The organism is Paenibacillus sp. FSL H3-0329, assembly GCF_037963285.1.
GTDB classification, from domain to species: domain Bacteria; phylum Bacillota; class Bacilli; order Paenibacillales; family Paenibacillaceae; genus Paenibacillus_AQ; species Paenibacillus_AQ odorifer.
Window position 1 is genome coordinate 1112456 of sequence record NZ_CP150150.1, and the last position, 19422, is coordinate 1131877.

Annotated in this window: 14 protein-coding genes; 9 read left to right on the forward strand and 5 right to left on the reverse strand. The window is 45.1% G+C overall.

The window, feature by feature from the left end; genetic code table 11:
• Positions 1–242: 242 nt before the first annotated feature.
• Both modA and modB read left to right on the forward strand, forming a co-directional pair.
• Entirely contained in the window at positions 243–1031 is a 789-nt protein-coding gene (gene modA, locus NSQ66_RS04785; RefSeq protein ID WP_036676571.1) for a molybdate ABC transporter substrate-binding protein, read from the forward strand.
• A 40-nt stretch (positions 1032–1071) separates the two neighbouring features.
• On the forward strand, positions 1072–1728 hold the full coding sequence (gene modB, locus NSQ66_RS04790) for a molybdate ABC transporter permease subunit (RefSeq protein WP_170914257.1): 657 nt from the start codon (positions 1072–1074) through the stop codon (positions 1726–1728).
• A gap of 378 nt (positions 1729–2106) precedes the next feature.
• On the opposite strand, the gene NSQ66_RS04795 is transcribed toward modB, so the two are convergent.
• Both NSQ66_RS04795 and NSQ66_RS04800 read right to left on the reverse strand, forming a co-directional pair.
• The gene (locus NSQ66_RS04795) at positions 2107–3102 is read right to left on the reverse strand and encodes a helix-turn-helix transcriptional regulator (protein WP_076141776.1); all 996 of its coding nucleotides are present in this window, start codon (positions 3100–3102) and stop codon (positions 2107–2109) included.
• A 66-nt stretch (positions 3103–3168) separates the two neighbouring features.
• Positions 3169–3804 carry a polysaccharide deacetylase family protein gene (locus NSQ66_RS04800; protein WP_305953520.1) on the reverse strand — a complete coding sequence of 212 codons (636 nt, stop codon included), beginning with the start codon at positions 3802–3804 and terminating at the stop codon, positions 3169–3171.
• 395 nt (positions 3805–4199) lie between these two features.
• On the opposite strand from NSQ66_RS04800, the gene dgt reads away from it, so the two are divergent.
• A complete protein-coding gene (dgt, locus tag NSQ66_RS04805; RefSeq protein WP_076141777.1) occupies positions 4200–5609 on the forward strand; it encodes a dGTP triphosphohydrolase in 1410 nt (469 codons plus the stop codon).
• 75 nt (positions 5610–5684) lie between these two features.
• Here dgt and NSQ66_RS04810 read toward each other — a convergent pair whose 3' ends face one another.
• Positions 5685–6200 (reverse strand): GrpB family protein, encoded by a 516-nt coding sequence (locus tag NSQ66_RS04810; RefSeq protein ID WP_076141778.1) that lies wholly within the window; start codon positions 6198–6200, stop codon positions 5685–5687.
• A gap of 78 nt (positions 6201–6278) precedes the next feature.
• Complete coding sequence (locus NSQ66_RS04815; RefSeq protein WP_076141779.1) at positions 6279–7235, reverse strand: D-2-hydroxyacid dehydrogenase; 957 nt, start codon at positions 7233–7235, stop codon at positions 6279–6281.
• Between the two features lie 89 nt (positions 7236–7324).
• Here NSQ66_RS04815 and thpR point away from each other — a divergent pair, with 89 nt between their 5' ends.
• The 3 genes from thpR (at position 7325) to NSQ66_RS04830 (ending at position 9688) form a co-directional block, all read left to right on the forward strand.
• Positions 7325–7927 (forward strand): RNA 2',3'-cyclic phosphodiesterase, encoded by a 603-nt coding sequence (gene thpR / locus NSQ66_RS04820; protein ID WP_076141780.1) that lies wholly within the window; start codon positions 7325–7327, stop codon positions 7925–7927.
• Positions 7928–8004: 77 nt separating this feature from the next.
• Entirely contained in the window at positions 8005–8931 is a 927-nt protein-coding gene (locus NSQ66_RS04825) for a cell wall hydrolase (protein ID WP_076141781.1), read from the forward strand.
• 73 nt (positions 8932–9004) lie between these two features.
• Positions 9005–9688, forward strand: coding sequence for a metal-dependent hydrolase (locus NSQ66_RS04830; protein ID WP_036676555.1), 684 nt, complete (start codon positions 9005–9007; stop codon positions 9686–9688).
• 67 nt (positions 9689–9755) lie between these two features.
• Here NSQ66_RS04830 and NSQ66_RS04835 read toward each other — a convergent pair whose 3' ends face one another.
• A complete protein-coding gene (locus NSQ66_RS04835) occupies positions 9756–10943 on the reverse strand; it encodes a UDP-N-acetylglucosamine--LPS N-acetylglucosamine transferase (protein WP_038568920.1) in 1188 nt (395 codons plus the stop codon).
• 266 nt (positions 10944–11209) lie between these two features.
• Here NSQ66_RS04835 and NSQ66_RS04840 point away from each other — a divergent pair, with 266 nt between their 5' ends.
• The 3 genes from NSQ66_RS04840 (at position 11210) to gltB (ending at position 19325) form a co-directional block, all read left to right on the forward strand.
• Positions 11210–11785 carry a TetR/AcrR family transcriptional regulator gene (locus tag NSQ66_RS04840; protein ID WP_036676550.1) on the forward strand — a complete coding sequence of 192 codons (576 nt, stop codon included), beginning with the start codon at positions 11210–11212 and terminating at the stop codon, positions 11783–11785.
• A 213-nt stretch (positions 11786–11998) separates the two neighbouring features.
• Positions 11999–14353, forward strand: coding sequence for a YhgE/Pip domain-containing protein (locus NSQ66_RS04845; protein WP_038568922.1), 2355 nt, complete (start codon positions 11999–12001; stop codon positions 14351–14353).
• A 376-nt stretch (positions 14354–14729) separates the two neighbouring features.
• Positions 14730–19325: a glutamate synthase large subunit gene (gene gltB / locus NSQ66_RS04850; protein WP_076141782.1), complete on the forward strand. Its 4596-nt coding sequence runs from the start codon at positions 14730–14732 to the stop codon at positions 19323–19325.
• Positions 19326–19422: the final 97 nt, after the last annotated feature.

Sequence of the window (19422 nt, forward strand, 5' to 3'; positions counted from 1 at the left end):
TGTGCTTGGCCCACAGATGAAGAATTAATATCATTCGTGAAATAGGTGTCTTTGCAGCCCTATTTAGGGGAGTCAGAGGCATCTTTTTTGTGTGCAAAAAACCAAAATCATCATTATATATTGTCTAATTATAACAATATATAACTAAACATATCTAAACATATCTGTAGTTATAGAAAAACGAAAAAGTGTATGCTAGAATAGCATCTAAATATATACATACGAAATTGGGAGGAATGGAAATGTTTAAGAAATGGACACTCTCCGTGATGGGGATATTGGCAATCGTTCTGGTTGTGAATTTATCTGCAGGTCCAGGGAGAGAGGTGCAAGCAGCCACCAAGAAGACTGAAATTATTGTTTCCGCTGCGGCTAGTTTGCAGGATAGCCTGGATAAGATTGCCCTCCTTTATGAAAAGAAACATCCCGATATTGATTTGGTTTTTAATTATGCAGCATCCGGTACTCTGCAAAAGCAGATTGAGCAAGGGGCTCCGGCGGACCTGTTCTTCTCTGCAGGTGATAAACAGATGAATGCACTGGTGGAAGGTGGACTTATCTCCGATCATAAGGTTCTGCTTAAGAATCAATTGGTTGTAGTCGTACCCTCAGATTCAAAGGTTAAATTAACAACGATTACTCAGCTTACGGATAAAGCTTTTAAGAAGGTGGCAGTGGGACAGCCTGAATCTGTACCAGCGGGTCAGTATGCTCAGCAATCATTGACAGCGAAAAAGGTCTGGGATCCGCTGCAAAGCAAACTCGTATTTGCCAAGGATGTGCGTCAGGTTCTCTCTTATGTAGAAACAGGAAATGCCGATGCCGGTTTTGTCTATAAGACAGATGCGCTTACTTCAAAGAAAACTAAAATCGCTTTGACGGTCGGTCCACATGTACACAAAGCTATTAATTATCCGGCAGGCATCGTGAAGAGCTCGAAGAATCAAAAGGCAGCTAAGGAGTTGTATAGTTACCTTCAAAGCAAGGAAGCTAATGATATCTTTGTAAGTTATGGCTTCCTGCTTCCTTAAATAGAAATTACGAGTAGAAGCGGGTGGAATAAGGTTGGAAATAAATTGGACTGATTTCTTCGCCCCGGTATGGCTTTCCGTAAAAATATCTGTGATTACAAGCATTATTGTATTCATTTTGGCAACAGCTGCTGCGAAGGCTATGGCGGGCCGGAGGTTTCCCGGTCACAGCTTGGTAGAGACTATAATGCTGCTTCCGCTCGTATTGCCGCCGACGGTCGTAGGATTTGTGCTTTTAGTTATTTTAGGCCGACGAAGCTGGATCGGCAGATGGTATGAACAGATGACGGAGCAGACGATCCTGTTCACATGGGGGGCAGCTGTTATCGCCGCTGTAGTCGTAGCTTTTCCACTCGTATACCGCACAGTGAAGGCGGGTTTCGAAGGGATAGAAGCAGATCTTGAAGATGCGGCGCGGGCACAAGGGGCAAGTGAACTGCAGGTACTGCGTTATGTCACGCTGCCGCTTGCGGGCCGGTCGCTGGCAGCCGGTTATGTTCTTGGTTTTGCCCGCGGTCTTGGGGAGTTTGGCGCTACCATCATGGTAGCTGGCAATATTCCGGGCCGCACGCAAACCTTACCCACAGCGATCTATGTTGCGGTAGATGGAGGCAATATGACGCTCGCGTGGATGTGGGTATGTTCAATTATTGTTATTTCAGCCGCTATGCTGATGTTTGTGAATCGGCGTTCTTAAAAAAACACCAGACAGCGATTCTCCGGTTATTGGAGAGTTGCTGCCTGGTGTTTTTGGTTTGAAGCGGGTGGTTTGAGCAGATGCTGGGCAAGTGAACCCGGCAACTTTGATGTCAGCTTCTAGCGCCGTCGGATTTTGATGGAGTCTGTGAGTTAACTGCATTCTATACAGTTATTCCGTCTGCATAAGGAATCGTTCTAACTTTAATTGTATTCTATACAACTAAAACTAGAAAAGTCGCCTATGGGGTAGTAAATCAAGAGAAATAGGTGTACCAAATACAGTTATATCTAATTTGCGAGTTATTCGAAGTAATATAGTTGTACGAAATACAGTTAAACGCTTCTGCATAATGCTCCCGTCTTCTGCTGTGACCCATTAAGTCTCATAAATTATCGTCCCTGTTTCCGTGAGATCATATCCGTGAATGGACCCAAGCTCACTCTGGAAGGCTGGTGAACGCAAAATATCAATCACGGCAGCAATCCATTGCTCATGATCCGGTTTTTTAATCATCACCAGATCGTAGCACTCCTGAATCATAGGAACGAAATCAACACCGTCGACAATCTTAGCGGCTTTCTCGGTGCCGATGGCTACATCTGCTTCTCCCCGGGCCACTTTACCGGCAACTGCCAAATGGCTGTTCTCCTCGTTCTCATAGCCTGATAGGCAGGCTGCTGGAATGCCATGCAATCGAAGCTGTTCATCCAATAATACGCGTGCACCTGAACCTCGTTCTCTATTGATCAGCGTGAGTCCGTTCTGCTCTAAGTGAGACCATTCATGAATACCCCTGGGATTCCCTTTTTGTACATAAAATCCTGCACTTCGGGTAAGTAGGCGAACTACAACATAAGAGCATCCTACGAGTATTTTTCGGATATAGGGTAGGTTGTATTCTCCAGTATCCCCGTCGAGCAGATGTGTGCTGACAATGTCCGACTCCCCTTTATACATGGCTATCAGGCTATCAAGACTCCCGGCATAAGAACGAAGAGGGCGTTCAGGCAGAGCCCGTTCCAAATAGGTAGCTAGAATATCCAGTGACATATCCTGACCTGTAATCACCAAGCTGTGTCCTACAGCTTTAAGGTGGGGAGATTGTGCTGGCATTTGAGCTGGAGTTGTACCGGAAAAGGCCAAGGGTATTGCTGGTGGAGTCTGGGCCATTATAGTAGTAGGATTAGCGGTGGACGCCCCACTCCGTGTATTTTGTTTGTAGGTTTCCAAATCGGATTGATCCACGCGCATTTGTTTTCCTACACGGTAGGAGGGGAGCTCCCCTTTTTTAATTAGATCATATACTTTTAATTTTGATATTTTTAATAAGCGGGCAATTTCCTCTGTCGTATAGGATGTATTATCGGACATGACAAAAGCCTCCAGAACTTCATATTAGGACAAGACTACCCTATTTTGAAGTCCTGTGCAATTAGCCTATTGTTGTTTACCCGCCTGCTGTGTACTGGATAATTTGATCAACTCAGAGACAGTGACAAATCGAAAGCCTTTCTTTTCTAATTCCGGCAAAATAATTTTAAGAGCTTCTCTAGTTTGTGACTGCCCGTGCACATGATCATGAAATAGAACGATGTCCCCATTACGTGCATTTCGAATGACCTTGTTCGAAATACTGTACACGCCTGGGCGATTCCAGTCACGAGTATCTTGATGCCAGGACCATAATATTGGCTTCAAGCCCATATTGTTAGACAGATCAACTAAGGTCTCGTCATACATGCCGCCTGGTGGTCTGAACAGTGAACTATGTTTACCGGAGACTTTTATAATCTCTTCTTCGGTCAATCTTAGCTCCTGCTCAAATTGGGCTTCATTAATAGGTTTTTTAAAATAAACGTGATTGTAGGTATGGTTAGCTAATTCATGCCCCTCAGCAATAACTCGTTTCGCTACCTCTGGATAGGCTGCAATTCTTTTTCCTATCGCAAAAAAGGTGCATTTCGCATGATATTGATTCAATACCTTTAAGATTTGATCGGTTTCAGAAGGGTCAGGACCATCGTCGAACGTCAATGCAATCACTTTTTGGTTAGTATGTACTTCCCAAATCATGTCTCCTCTTTTTTCGTAGTAGTCGCGGTTTTTGCTTGGACTACCTAGAGCAGAGTTCGTGAAGCATAAAAAGAATGCAAGGGTGATCAACATAATTTTACTGCAAGTTTTCATCATTTCACCTGTTTTTTTTATTTTAGAGTGCTCCTTTTGGGGGTCGGTATATTCATAGTTTCAGTTTTGTATAGGCAACCAGTCTTTTTTCGTGCTCATTCTTCTTTCTACTATATCTTCATGTACAGGTTATGAGATTCATTTTGGCTTCTGACGATTACATAGTTATCCACGTGACCGTCTATAATTAAATTAGCCTTTGTATTTTGATGTGAAAATTGTTATGAAAATGCCTTATAATGAAGTACTATATACAGACATTTGGTTAGGGTGGTGGGAACATGACACTTATTGAAAAAAGAGAACACCGGCAGTATCCGGAGATTACCCGCCTAGAAACGTCGAGAGCTGCTTATGAGCGTGATTATTCACGCCTGATTCATTCGCCTACTTTTCGGAGGCTGCAAGGTAAATCACAAGTATTCGGGGCTGGGACGGGTGACTATTACCGCACGCGTCTGACTCATTCACTTGAAGTTGCACAGATTGCTCGTGAGGCGGCGAAAAGTCTGCTGCGATCGTATCCAGAAGTGGAAACCACCAAGGCGGAGAATCCGGGTCTTGTTATAGATCCAGAGGTAGTGGAATGCGCAGCTATCGCTCATGATTTTGGCCATCCTCCCTTTGGACATAAAGGGGAAGAAGTGCTGGATAATATTTTGGAACAGCTTATTGAAAAGAAAACTAACGAAGCTGCGCTGCAATCAGGCGCAACGGGTGTGGATCGCCTGCTGATCCATGAGCAGATGAAGCAACGTTATGAGCATTTCGAAGGCAATGCCCACAATTATAGGCTGATTATGTTTCTGGAGAAGCGTGAGAATATTGATGGGCTAAATCTGTCAGATGCTGTGCTGCTAGGCATAAATAAGTATCCTTTTCCCGGCACCTCGCTGAAGAAGGGGATGTACCTTCACGAATGGGGATATATTTCGGAGATCCGCAAAGAGTGGGGAATACCGACAGGTAAGAAAACGTTAGAGGCTCAGCTTATGGACCTTTGTGACGATATCGCTTATTCTGCACATGATCTGGAGGATGGGATTAAAGCCGGAAAGATTGAAGTGCATGAACACTTTATGCATGATTCTTATATCCAGCGGTTAATCGTAGAGAAAATCACCACGCTCGAGGATTTCTTCTGGAAGGGCTGGGAAGAGGAAGGCATTCGCGCGAAGGTCGAGGAAGTGCTCAGTTCATTTCTTCGGGTTTGGAAGGAAAAAATGCCAACCTGCGAAAATGACTATTCCCGCACTCGACGTGAAGTTAAGGCTTATTGGGTAAGTACCTTTGTCGCCAGCTTGGGAGTGATCCAAGATGAAGACTGGAAGAAGGTCACCTTTATAAAGGAAGGAAAAGAAGACGAAGATATGCTGCGGACCGTAAGTGTGCTGAAAAGCTTCGCGTGGGTTACTATGATCCGTGATTTGCGTGTGCAGCGGCTGCAGAAACGTAGTGAGTGGATTTTGCGCCGTCTGTGGGGAGCATTTCTGGATCCACAAACCTCTAAAGCCATTATTCCATCGGATTGGCTGCAGCGATTTGAGAAAGATCAGAAGCAGGCAAAACCGATTTGGACTTGGGAGCATATGGTGATTGATTATATCGCAGGGATGACTGATGCTTTTGCAGAGAAAATATATAATGAGCTGTACGGACTGAAAGTCGGCTCGATTTATGATTTGGATTAGAGACGCTTAGACAAGTAGTCCCTGCTGTTCATTTAGGATAATCTAAATGAACAGCAGGGGCTATTTTTATAAGGATTATTGATTTAAATACCACTCATATGCAGTTTTTTCAAGATTAACCACAAATTCTTCTTTCCCGTCTATATAAGCTGCCATGTCCTCTGGGAATTGTTTGGCAAGAGTATCCTTCAAATCTCCGTACTGTTTAACCGTCTCCGGATGTGATCGAAGGTAGTCTCTTACAGCCAGATGACGGTCGATATCTATCTTATTATCCATCTGGAAGACATGAACATGATGGGTTCTGCTATTTCCGCCTTTTCTGAAATATCTTCTGCCACTGATACCGAACTCACCCATACATTCATAACCAAGTGCTGTCATTTGCTGGTTGAACTCATCTACAGCTTCGATATTTCGTACTACAGGCATTATATCTATGATTGGTTTAGCTTTTAGTCCGGAAACAGAAGTGCTGCCAATATGGTGAATATCAACGAGGGCATCAGCAAAGATGTCTTTAATCTTCTGAGCTTCTTCAATGAACATTAGACTCCATTGCTCGTTAAATTCTGTGACCGTGACCTTCATTTCACTAACCCTCTCTTTATGGATAACTTTGGATTTTCTTATTATAGAACAGATGTTCCTGTTTTGTAAAGCATATTATTAATATTGCCGGTCGTAATCAACAAGATTTAGAGAAGGTGTGCCTGATGATAAGTAAGACTTCACATTTTCGGTAAAAATATTAACGATCCGGTCAGCGTATTGATCTGTAATTCCAGCGGAGTGTGGAGTGATGATTACTTGCTCCATAGACCAAAGTGGATGATCCTGCGGAAGGGGTTCGGTCTCAAAAACATCCAACCCAGCGCCACGGAGTTGTCCGCGATTCAATGCATCGATCAGAGCCTCAGTATCGGTAGTTGCGCCACGGCCAATGTTAATGTAATAGGAGCCTTCTTTAAACGCGGAGAAGCTGGTGGCATTAAATAAATGCTTGGTCTCATCGGTAATAGGAAGGGTATTGATGATGAAATCGCCTTGGCTTACAGCTTCGGATAAACGATCTGTTGTATAGATTTGATCAAAGTCTGCGACTGGCTTACCGGAACGGCTGACACCGATAGTCTTCATCCGGAAGGCTTTAGCAATTCTGGCGGTTTCACTGCCGATCGCTCCAGTTCCAGCTATAACGGCTGTTTTGCCGGACAGCTCGCTTTCACTGCCATCAGATTTCCAAATCCGGTTCTGCTGATTGCGTACAGCCGTATGCAAATTACGTGTGAAGAGAAGGATGAACCCGAAGATTACCGCAGAAATAGGCTCGGCATGCACTCCGCTCCCACTGGTGAGCAGGACTCCTTGTTCCTTAAGACGATCGAGAGGAAGTTTCTCAATACCAGCAGACCAGGACTGAACCCAGCGAAGGGAGGACTCGGGGCGAAGGATTGTATCCGAAATACCTTTAGCCCAGCCGATTACGATTTCTGCGTCTGCAAGCAGCTGCAAATCTGGATTTTTGGCGTCTCCTTGTGTGAATGTATAGCCTGGGGCAGCCGCTTTGATCCTTTCCTGCTGCTGAGATGTAAGTGGTTGTAGACATACTATAGACTTAGTCATGATGTGTTCCTCCTACTTTGTGGTTTAATGGATATGGATCATGTTATAGGTTAAGAATACCAAATCTATTGGAGAAGGTGAAATTGACCATGAATACTAAAGTATCAGAGAACGAATCAGAACGGCTTTTTCTAGCTGTGAAATTACCTTCTGAGCTGCAAGAAATAGTGGCGCAGGCATGTTCAAAGCTAGCTGGAAATTTTGAATTTGCTAAATGGACAAATCCGCAAGATTATCATATTACCCTGCGATTTTTAGGAGATACCCCAAAGACCGTAATTCCAGATTTAGTAAAATCATTAAGGCAGATCGCGGGTCAAGGCAGCCCCTTCAATCTCTCTTTGGACAAATGGGACACATTTGGTCTTCCAGCTTCCCCAAGAGTCCTGTGGATAGGGGTTTCTGGCGAAATAGAGGCATTAAATCAATTAGCTGCGAGAGTGCATTCTGCGACGTTTCCATTAGGTTTTTCAGGCGAATCCAGGGCCTATAAACCGCATCTTACCGTGGCTCGAAAGTACCGGGGAAAAAATTCATATGATGATAAATTGCTGGAAAACTTACTGAAATTGGATGGTGATTGGAACCTAAAAAACTATCAGAGAGACTGGACGATTGATAGTTTTGTGTTGTATGCTACCAGAATGTATGCCATTCCTATGTATGAAATTATTGAAAAGTTTACAGTTTAAAATCGATAATAAAGTTTTCAAAGCTTCCGTTTTCGGTTACATACAATAGGAATGTGCCGTGAAATAGGAGGAATATCATGTTAATTTTTAAACAAAACCGCTATATTGCGTTGCTCGTTGGCGTTATACTAGTGTGTTTCTCTGCCATAAGCTTATTGCAACCCGAACAAGTTGCGGAAGGGAAGATGGACAGGGTGCAGATGGATAAGTTGCAATCCACCAGCCGTGCATCCGTACTTTCTCTTTTGCAAGATGAATCGAAGTCTAGTATAACGAGTAGCATTACGAGGGGCATTACTGAAGTTACACAAGCCAATAAGCTTAATAACACATTCAGTCTTTTAAGTTCCGCTTGGAAACCGGCGAAGGGTGTGGAATGGCTTAGTGTAAAAAAAATAAAACAAAAAAACACAAAAAACACATCGAACGTTTCCATTATTCGGGTGAAGGCTGATGTAGTACAATCCAAGCCAGCTGCGCAAAAAGCGTCGCAATTGGCGGAAACAGCAACAAAGAGTAGTCAGGCGACAGCGAAGATAGCCTCGGCTTCTCAGAAACATCCCCTCACAACATTGTACTTCTCTCGGACAGAGCTATTAAGCCAGGAGCAGCAAAGTAAAGCAACCCGGCGCTACGCTGTATCCGAAGAAGAACTGCTTCTGCTACAAAAAATTGTAATGGCAGAGGCGGAAGGTGAACCGTACAAGGGCAAGGTGGCAGTTGCCAACGTTGTTCTGAATAGGCTGCGGTCAGCCAATTTCCCCGACACGATATATAAAGTTATTTATCAGAAGAGCCAGTTCAGCCCTGTAGCTAACGGGCGTCTTAACCGTGTGAAGCCTAACGATGATAGTATTAAAGCGGTGAATGCTGCACTCTCCGGAGTAAAGGAAGTTCCCGATAATACTTATTTTTTCTTGTCGCTAAAACTTGCACAGGATCTGACCGTACATCATTCACAGACTTATGTTAAAACTATTGGCAATCATACTTTTTATAAATAATTTGGTGGATCTGTGAACCTCAGCGCTATATAGGGTAAACTAAACTATATGAATCTGGAGGTGGAAGATAACCATGAAAATCACTTATTATGGACATTCAGCTCTGCTGGTAGAGACGGGGAACGTGAAGGTTATTATTGACCCTTTTTTGTCAGGTAATCCGAACTCCGGTATTTCACCTGCCGATATTTCCGTTGATGCCGTTCTGCTTACTCACGGCCACTCTGATCATTTAGGAGATGCTGTCGAAATTGCCAAGCAAAATGATTGTCCGATCTTTGCGGTGTTTGAGCTTGCCGAATATTGCCGGATGAAGGGTGCACAGGTTAAGCACATGAATATAGGTGGTAGTCATACCTATGCAGGGATGACTGTGAAATTTACGCAGGCGTTTCATTCCTCATCCATTCAGGAGGGCGATTCTTGGATTTATGCTGGACAACCCGCGGGGATTTTGTTGACGATTGAGGGTAAGACGATTTTCCATGCGGGGGATACCGCACTATTCAGCGATCTGCGCCTCATTGGAGAAAGGAATGCGATTGCCCTGGCAGCTCTTCCTATAGGCGATATGCTAACCATGGGACCGGATGACGCCTTGCTGGCCGCACGCTGGCTGCGGGCGGATAAAGTGATCCCGCTACATTACAATACATTTCCGGATATTGCTCAGGATGGTGCTGATTTCTGCGATCGCCTGCATCAAGAGGGAGTAGAAGGTTTTCCGCTTAAAGCTGGTGAGAGCGTAGAAATTTAACCAATCCGATTTATATTATAAAAAAAGCAGGTAGCCGGGGGAAATTCCCTGACTGCCTGCTTATTCTTTAAGGTGTAATACATACAGGTTCTTCATTACGTGCTTGCGCTCTTGTGCCTCTGATTTCAGTTGCCTCGCTTACGGGGTTACCTAACATCTTCAGAACAGTAGTCGCACAGCTTTGCGGTTGATGTTTATCTGGAGCGAGACGTCGTCTGCGTTGCTCTTCCAGAACTGAATATTCACGAAGCATCATAGTGAACCATTTGTTCACTACTTCCGAGTCGAGCACCTCTGCCAGCCCAAGCTCTACGAAATATTGGCAGTTTTTCTCTTCCTGACCTGGAATAGCTTTATAGAAAAGCATTGGAATTCCTTTGGCCTGACCTTCCGTACAGGTCATGCCTCCAGGCTTCGTAATCAGCAGGTCTGAGGCATCCATCAATTTATTGATTTCACTGCTATATCCCAGAATTTTAACATTGGGATGATTGAGCAGTGGATTGGACTTCATTTTGGCGATTAGCTTCTCATTGCTGCCCATACAGAAGACGAGCTGAATATCATCCATTCTGGCGGTGAGGGAATGCATAATCTCTTTGCCGAACATCAGCCCCCATCCTCCGCCCATAATGAGTACGGTTGGAATATCAGCCAATCCCAGCTCCTTGCGTAGCAGCGTCTTGTTGGAGCGTTCCCAGAACTTTGGATGCACTGGGATGCCAGTGACGGTTACTAGCTCTGGAGCGATCCCACGGCCTGTCAGAATGGACTTGACGCGTGGGGTAGATACGAGATAACGATTGACCTCAGAATTTACCCAACTCCCATGTGCATCATAATCAGTAATTAATGTATACAGAGGCACATGTAGTCCACGACGTTTCAGTCTGGAAATGACCGCAGCCGGAATGGGATGAGTGCAGATAATTAAATCAGGCTTTAGCTGCTCAATGACCTGTGAAGCATGTGTATAAAAAATCCGGTGAAGCGCCATTTTAGTCAACGGGTTCAATGATTTATGATATTGTGTCTTATACATCATGCCGACCAGCTTAGGCTGGCTGCTAACTGTTTTGCGGTAAGCGGAAAGAATCCAAGGGGCGACCGTCGGGTTAAGAAATTTCCCCAGCTCGATGACTCGGCATTGGACATCCGGATTCAGCAGCTTTATTCCTTCGGCCAGAGCATAGGCTGCTCCTGTGTGGCCCGTACCGAAGCCTTCCGAAAACAGCAGTACTCTTTTCTTTCGCATAAGTTCACCTGCTACTTTCCTTTTCTATAGAAATGCATTTCTTCTTCTAATTATACTAGGAAATCTATACTATACTCACATTATACAAGTAAGACGTAAATAGAAAGTTAAAACCCTGCAATAAATAAAAAAAATAAAAGGTTCGCCCAAAGTATTGCAAACTAGAAAACAACATGATAAAGTAGTGAATGACCAATTGACCGGATTAGTAAAATGGTCAGAAGTCAGCGGGAACGATATTTTCTGGAGAAAGGAAGTGTGCACAGGTGGCAGTGGTGGATCGAAGACAGCAGGTGCTTCAGGCCGCAGCAAAATCTTTTTCATTATTTGGCTATAAGGCAACTACAATGGATCAGGTTGCTAAGATTGCAAATGTCGGTAAGGGGACCATCTACACCTTTTTTACAAACAAAGAGCAATTGTTTGACGAGATCCTGCACGATATGATGATGGAAATGAAGACGATTGCTGAGCGGGAGATCAGGCGAGACAGACCCTTCTTTGACAACTTGCATCGTGTGCTGGATGCTCTGCTTGAGTTTCGAAGTGAGCAGGAGCTATTCATAAAACTTTCCCAGGAGAATCGCGAATTCGGTACGCCGCAGGCTGGAGAAGGACTCGAGAAGATCGAGAACGTAGTTTTAGAATATTTAGAACGGGAGGTGCAACAAGCGCTCCAACAGGGAGAAATCAAACCTTGCGATCCCAAAATCGTCTCGGTAGTCATGTTCAGATTATATATTGTATTGACTGCTGAACTGAATAAAACACATACTCCCTTGGACAAGGAACAGATCAAGATGTATTTTCATTTGTTTCTCGCCGAAGGATTGGCACAGTAAGGGTTGATTCAGGACAGGGATGGCGTTCTCAGCTTCACTCGATTCGCTTTCCCTTAACAATTCTCAAGATGGATTAGGCATTGAAAAAGAGCCGCGAGGCATTTTTTTATACCCTGAATTGACCGAATGGGGAAAACAGTCACTTAGTGTTACGTAATATTTCGCAAACAAAGCATTTTAAAGAGAGCATAAGCTCATAAGGAGAGAACCAGAATGAAATCATTATCCGTATTTACCAAGGATCTTGGCGCAGCCCTTAGAAATCCGAAGGTGCTAATTCCAATGATTGCTATCCTATTTATTCCGGTGATGTACAGCGGATTCTTCCTGAAGGCATTCTGGGATCCGTATGGCAAGATGAATGAGCTTCCGGTTGCTGTGGTCAACCAGGATGTCGGCGCTAATTATGAAGGCAAGCAACTACAAGCCGGTAATGATCTTATAGAAGAGTTGAAGGTAACCGACGGCTTCCAGTGGAACTTCGTTTCCCTTGAAGAAGCGGAAGCAGGAATGAAGGACAATACTTATTATATGTCGATCATTGTTCCGGAAGACTTTTCTGCTAAAGCTACTACTCTTATGGATGATGAACCACAGCCGGCAAAAATTATTTATGAGCCAAATGAAGGTTACAACTTCTTGGCTGGTCAAATCGGTGGTACGGCTGTAGCAGAAATTAAAAATAAAGTATCTGCTAAAGTAACTGAAGCTTATGTAGAGTCTGTATTCAATCAGATTACAGAAGTATCTGATGGATTGGGCGAAGCAGGAGATGGAGCCTCCAAGATCGCTGATGGCGCTGGTAAGCTAGATGACGGAGCCTTGAAGCTGAAAGATAATCTACTTGTACTGACAGATGGTACAGGTAAACTTCAAAATGGTGTAGAACCCCTTACACAAGGCGTGACTGATTTGAATGCAGGTGCTACGGCGCTTAAAACAGGATCAACCACGTTGGCAAGCGGATTGCAACAACTGTCTACTGCACATACGCAGCTTCAAGACGGTGTTGCACAGAGTGCTGCCGGCAGTAAACAACTTAGTGACGGCTTGAAACAAGCTGTAACAGGGGCAACACAGCTTCAGGCGGGAACGCAGTCTGCTGTGGATGGTACTTCTAAACTACAAGCAGGAACACAATCTTTAGTTGATGGCAGCGCGAAGCTGGAAGCAGGCTTAACTTCTTCCGTAGATGGCAGCGCGAAACTGGAAGCAGGTTTGCAAGCTTCCGCCGCAGGCAGCACGAAGGTAACTGAGGGTGCTAAAGCGGTAGCTCAAGGATTGGAGCAATTGGCACAGGCTAGTCCTGAGCTGGCACAAAATCCAGCGGTACAGAAGCTGCTGGCAGCCAGTGCAGCTGTGGCACAAGGCAGTGAGCAACTGCAACAAAGTCAAGAGCAGCTGGCACAGGGTGCTACTGCACTCCACAGTGGGCAAGAGCAGCTGGCACAAGGTGCAACTCAATTGCACTCGGGTTCACAGCAGTTAGCTGCTGGTGTAACTCAGTTGCATGATGGAGCACAGCAATTAAATGCTGGTAGCACACAGCTTTTGACAGGACAACAAAAACTGGCACAAGGCGCATCTGCACTTGTAACCGGTGGAGATAAGCTGAATGCAGGGATGCAACAATTTGGTGCGAAGCTTAAAGAAGCTGCAGCTGGAGGCAGCAAGCTGGCTGAAGGCGGTAAAGCGCTTGGCGATGGTACTACAAAACTGTTAAGCGGTGTAGGCGAACTAGGTTCCGGTATCAGTGCTGTAGCAGATGGTTCGAAAAAACTGGCTGATGGCGCAGGCGAGCTGAAAGATGGTATGGATGATCTGAAATCTGGATCAACAGAACTGGCAACTAAGCTTGGCGATGCTGCTGAAAAAACAGGCAGTGTGAACAAAACAGATGCAATGATGGAAATGTTCGCACAACCAGTGGTGGTTGAGGATCAAGTTGTGAATCATGTTCCGAACTATGGTACAGGTTTTGCTCCTTACTTCCTATCCCTTGGATTGTTTGTAGGTGCTTTGATTTCAACAATTGTTATTCCAATGCGTGATTCGGCTGTCCTTGGTGCTAGCCGTATGAACCGTTTCATTAGCCGTACGCTTACTTTCACAATCATGAGCTTTATCCAGTCTATGCTGGCTGCTGTGGTTGTATTGTATGGACTTGGATTGGAAGTACAAAGTAAACCGCTATTCTTCGTATTTACATTCTTAACAAGTTTAGTTTACACATGGGTAGTTCAAGCGATTGTTACTTGGATGGATCAACCGGGACGTTTCGTTGTTATCGTTATTCTTATTTTCCAATTAACAACTAGTGCCGGAACATTCCCACTTGAATTGATCCCTGATTGGATGAAATTCTTTAATCCACTGCTTCCAATGACTTACACAGTTAGTGGTCTTAAAGCAGTAATTTCTACAGGTGACTTCAGTGCAATGTGGGGAGATGTAGGTATCCTGGCAATCTTTGGTCTTGGATTCCTTGCTCTTACCTTCGCTTACTTCATGACTCGTAGCCGTGAGAATGAAGTTGGAGTGAAAAGTGAACAAGTTTTGACTGTATAAACTGATAGATTTTTTGAAAAAAAAGTATAAAAAAGCGTCTCCTCCGGGAGACGCTTTTTTTGATTTAAAATCATAAAAACCCTTTTTCTTGCAAACATATTAGAAGGGATGAAAAATCTTGTAACGCTTTCATTGCATATGCACTTATGCGTTATTTATGTATAATTATGCATCGTGAAGTTTTTTTAAACTTTTACTCGCTAAAGCTGTGATGCAAAAACAAATGTTAATCAGCATCATAAAAAAGTTTAAATTGCGCTGATGTTACCTCGGTGATAAAATAATAGCACTAATCTGGATTGAATGATTATTAAGATTTTCATGTGAAAAATTTTCCTAAGACATTGCATACTTTATAATAGAAAGGTTGCGTTCGATGAAACACACTGAACTGCCCGTAAAACAGGGCCTGTATGATCCCCAGTTCGAAAAAGATGCTTGCGGCATGGGATTTGTAGCTCATATTAAAGGCACACCGTCTCACAATATCGTAAGTAATGCTTTGACAATGCTCTTTAATATGGAGCATCGGGGAGGCCAAGGTAGCGAACCCAACTCTGGTGACGGAGCAGGTATCATGCTTCAAATTCCGCACCGTTTCTTTGCAAGTGAAGCTCAGAAGCTAGGCTTTACTTTGCCGGAACAAGGCCATTATGGCGTGGGCATGATCTTTTTATCTCATAACGAAGAAGTTCGGGCACAGCATGAAGCCCTCTTAAGCAATATTATTGCTGAAGAAGGTCAAATAGTACTCGGCTATCGTGATGTACCTACCTATGATGAAATGCTTGGCAAGACAGCGAAAGCTGCTAAGCCTTTTGTGCGTCAAGTGTTTATCGGCCGCTCGGCTTTGGTCACGAATGAATTGTCTTTTGAACGTAAGCTTTATGTTATCCGCAAACGTGCGGAGCTTGCCATTCGTTACGGTGGTGTAGAAGAGGCTGAATCCTTCTATATACCAAGCTTGTCGTGCCGTAAGATTGTATACAAGGGCATGCTGACTACAGAACAAGTCGGACAATTCTACCTGGATTTGCAGAACGAAGAGCTGGAATCAGCGATCGCGTTAGTTCACTCCCGTTTCAGCACGAACACCTTCCCAAGCTGGGAACGTGCGCATCCCTACCGTTTTATGATCCACAACGGTGAGATCAACACCTTGCGTGGTAATGTGAACTGGATGCATGCACGCCAGTCATTGTTCAAGAGCGAAGTGTTTGGTGAAGATCTGAACAAGATCAAGCCTGTTATTAACCCGGATGGATCGGACACTGCAATGTTCGATAACACCTTTGAGTTTCTCTATTTGAGCGGACGCTCCCTGCCACAGGTAGCCATGATGATGGTTCCTGAACCATGGAGCAATCATGATAGTATGGATGCTGATAAAAAAGCATTTTATGAATATCACAGTACTCTAATGGAGCCATGGGACGGGCCTGCTGCAATGGGCTTTACCGATGGGATACAAATCGGCGCTATTCTGGACCGTAACGGTCTGCGTCCTGCTCGTTATTATGTAACGAAAGACGATATGATTATTTTATCCTCAGAAGCCGGTGTACTGGACATTCCAGCAGAGGACATCTTATATAAAGACCGCCTGAAACCTGGACGCATGCTGCTTGTGGATACGAAGGAAGGCCGCATTATCTCAGATGAGGAAGTTAAATCGGCTATCGCCTCTGAGAAGCCTTATCGCCAGTGGCTGGATGAGCATTTGATCAGTCTTGATGAGCTTCCGGATGCGCCTGAACTGCCAAATCCTAAGCATGACAATGTACAACAGCTACAGCAGGCTTTTGGCTATACTTTTGAAGACTTGCGCAAGGTGCTTGAGCCAATGGCATCTACTGGTGCTGAAGCTGTCGGTTCCATGGGTTATGATGCTCCACTCGCTGTATTTTCGGACCGCCCGCAACGTCTCTATAACTATTTCAAACAAATGTTTGCTCAGGTAACGAATCCACCCATCGATGCCATTCGTGAAGAGCTGGTTACATCCACAACGACTACGATTGGACCAGAGCGTAATTTGCTTAAACCGGAACCGGAAAGCTGCCGCCAGATCTCGCTGCAAACGCCAATTCTTTCGAACGAAGATTTTGCTAAGATTCGCCATGTTCGCCGTGCAGGCTTCAAATCGATGTCTATTCCAATTCTTTTCCCGGCTGAGCTTGGGGCAGAAGGATTACGCATCGCGCTTGAGCGCATGAACGAGGCTGCTGACCGTGTTATGGCTAAAGGGCATAACATTCTGATTCTGACTGACCGCGGTGTGGACAGTGAGAATGCTGCGATTCCAGCGCTGCTTGCGGTATCGAGTCTGCATCACCATTTGATCCGCCAAGGAACACGGACGAAAGTAAGTATTTTGCTGGAATCCGGTGAACCACGTGAAGTCCATCATTATGCGCTGCTGCTCGGTTATGGGGTGAGCGCAGTAAATCCTTATCTGGCTTTTGAAAGCTTGGATGATATGATCGGCCAAGGCTTATTGCGGGGAATCTCGCATGAAAAAGCAGTGAAGAACTATATTAAAGCTGCGACTAAGAGCGTAGTTAAGATTCTTTCCAAAATGGGAATTTCGACGATTCAATCTTACCGCGGTGCGCAGATTTTTGAAGCTGTGGGTCTGAACTCTGAGTTCGTGGATCGCTACTTTACTTGGACACCTTCCCGGATTGGCGGTATTGGCCTGGAGGAAGTGGCAACTGAGGCACTTATCCATCATAACCGTGCTTTTACAGAAAAAGACGGAAATGATAAGGTGCTTGATTCCGGTGGCGATTATCAATGGCGTAATGATGGGGAAGAGCATCTTTTCAATCCACAGACCATTCATCTGCTTCAGCACTCTGTGCGTAGTGGGAATTATGATATGTACAAGAAATATGCTGCCCTTGTTCAAGGAGAAAGCGAGAAGCAATTGACGCTTCGTTCCTTGTTGCAATTCAAGTCAGCCTATGAACCGATTCCACTGGAAGAAGTAGAACCGGCATCGTCTATTATGAAACGGTTTAAGACGGGTGCAATGTCCTTTGGTTCCATTAGTAAGGAAGCACATGAGACACTGGCCATTGCGATGAACCGTATCGGTGGCAAGAGTAATACGGGGGAAGGCGGCGAAGATCCAGCTCGCTATATTCCGGATAGCAATGGTGATTCACGCCGCAGTGCGATTAAACAAGTAGCTTCCGGACGTTTTGGTGTTACCTCGAACTACCTAGTTAACGCTGATGAGATCCAGATTAAAATGGCTCAGGGCGCTAAACCAGGGGAAGGTGGACAGCTTCCAGGACGTAAAGTTTATCCTTGGGTCGCTGAAGTACGTGGCTCAACAGCAGGTGTCGGTCTGATCTCACCTCCACCGCATCATGATATTTACTCAATCGAGGATTTGGCAGAGCTGATCTATGATCTGAAGAATGCAAATCCACGTGCAAACATTAATGTTAAGCTCGTATCGGAAGTTGGAGTGGGTACGATTGCTGCTGGTGTAGCCAAAGGGCGCGCTGATATTATCTTGGTTAGTGGCTATGATGGAGGTACAGGGGCATCGCCGATGAACTCCATTCGTCATGCGGGTCTTCCGTGGGAGCTTGGCTTGGCTGAAACCCATCAGACATTGATGCTCAACAATCTGCGTGACCGTGTTGTTCTAGAAACAGATGGTAAAATGTTAAGCGGCCGCGATCTGGCTGTAGCTGTATTGCTTGGGGCCGAAGAGTATGGATTTGCTACTGCTCCGCTAGTATCTGTTGGCTGTATTATGATGCGTGTCTGCCAAATGGATACTTGTCCGGTTGGTGTAGCTACCCAGAATCCGGATCTTCGTAAGAACTTTACTGGGGATCCGCAGCATGTAGTTAACTTTATGACCTTCGTGGCACAGGATCTACGTGAAATTATGGCAAGTCTCGGCTTCCGTACAATTGAAGAGATGGTAGGCCGTACCGATTGCCTAGACGCAACTCAGGCGTCGAAGCATTGGAAGAAGAAAGGCATAGATTTGAGCAGCCTGCTGCATACACCGGAATTACCGGAAGGAAGCACACGCTTCCGCAGTAAATACCAGAATCATGGTCTGGAAGAGACACTGGATGTCTCGCAGCTGCTCGACCTGGCAGCACCTGCATTGGAATCGGGTACGGCTGTTGAGGCATCACTGCCAATCACGAACGTTAATCGTGCCGTCGGAACTATCCTTGGCAGCGAGCTGACCCGCAAGTATGGGGCCGCAGGTTTGCCAGATGATACGATTCGGTTTCATTTCACCGGTTCTGCTGGTCAAAGCTTGGGTGCATTCGTGCCTAAGGGGATCACACTTACGGTGGAAGGAGATTCCAATGACTATGTAGGTAAAGGATTGTCAGGTGGTAAGATTATTATCAAGCCATCTCCGAAAGCTACCTTTGCTGCTGAGGACAATATCATTATCGGAAATACTGCATTCTACGGTGCAACAGGTGGAGAAGCTTATATCAACGGTATCGCTGGTGAACGATTTGCCGTCCGTAACTCCGGAGCGAAGGTTGTTGTAGAAGGCGTGGGTGACCACGGCTGTGAATACATGACTGGAGGCCGAGTGGTTGTCCTTGGTGAAACTGGCCGTAACTTTGCGGCAGGGATGTCAGGCGGTATCGCTTATGTCTACGACCCGGATAGAACCTTCATCGGCCGCTGCAATCTCGAAATGGTACTGCTCGAGAGAGTGGAAGAGTCTGAGGAGATCGAAGAGCTGCGTGAGCTGATTATCCGGCATACCGAGCTTACAGGTAGTGCGGCTGGCGCACGGGTACTGGATCAGTGGGCAGATAGCTTGCCGAACTTCGTTCGTGTCATTCCGAAGGATTACAAACGGATGATGGAGCAAATTCGTAAGGTAGAACAAACCGGGTTGACCGGAGAAGCTGCGTTGATGGCTGCATTTGAAGCGAATATGCGCGAGCTTGCCCGTGTTGGCGGCTAAACTGCTGTACCTGAATGAAATAGGAACTAAATGAATAAGGGAACCTGACTCTTCCTAATGCCGGAGAAGTCAGGTTCCTTTTTTTAGATGGCAGACT

Excerpts from the sequence above, each read along its gene's own strand:
- NSQ66_RS04825 (WP_076141781.1), top strand. The coding sequence starts at position 8,005 with ATGTTAATTTTTAAACAAAACCGCTATATTGCGTTGCTCGTTGGCGTT.
- modA (WP_036676571.1), top strand. The coding sequence starts at position 243 with ATGTTTAAGAAATGGACACTCTCCGTGATGGGGATATTGGCAATCGTT.
- dgt (WP_076141777.1), top strand. The coding sequence starts at position 4,200 with ATGACACTTATTGAAAAAAGAGAACACCGGCAGTATCCGGAGATTACC.
- thpR (WP_076141780.1), top strand. The coding sequence starts at position 7,325 with ATGAATACTAAAGTATCAGAGAACGAATCAGAACGGCTTTTTCTAGCT.
- NSQ66_RS04815 (WP_076141779.1), bottom strand. The coding sequence starts at position 7,235 with ATGACTAAGTCTATAGTATGTCTACAACCACTTACATCTCAGCAGCAG.
- NSQ66_RS04800 (WP_305953520.1), bottom strand. The coding sequence starts at position 3,804 with ATGATTTGGGAAGTACATACTAACCAAAAAGTGATTGCATTGACGTTC.
- NSQ66_RS04830 (WP_036676555.1), top strand. The coding sequence starts at position 9,005 with ATGAAAATCACTTATTATGGACATTCAGCTCTGCTGGTAGAGACGGGG.
- NSQ66_RS04835 (WP_038568920.1), bottom strand. The coding sequence starts at position 10,943 with ATGCGAAAGAAAAGAGTACTGCTGTTTTCGGAAGGCTTCGGTACGGGC.
- NSQ66_RS04845 (WP_038568922.1), top strand. The coding sequence starts at position 11,999 with ATGAAATCATTATCCGTATTTACCAAGGATCTTGGCGCAGCCCTTAGA.
- NSQ66_RS04795 (WP_076141776.1), bottom strand. The coding sequence starts at position 3,102 with ATGTCCGATAATACATCCTATACGACAGAGGAAATTGCCCGCTTATTA.
- NSQ66_RS04810 (WP_076141778.1), bottom strand. The coding sequence starts at position 6,200 with ATGAAGGTCACGGTCACAGAATTTAACGAGCAATGGAGTCTAATGTTC.
- gltB (WP_076141782.1), top strand. The coding sequence starts at position 14,730 with ATGAAACACACTGAACTGCCCGTAAAACAGGGCCTGTATGATCCCCAG.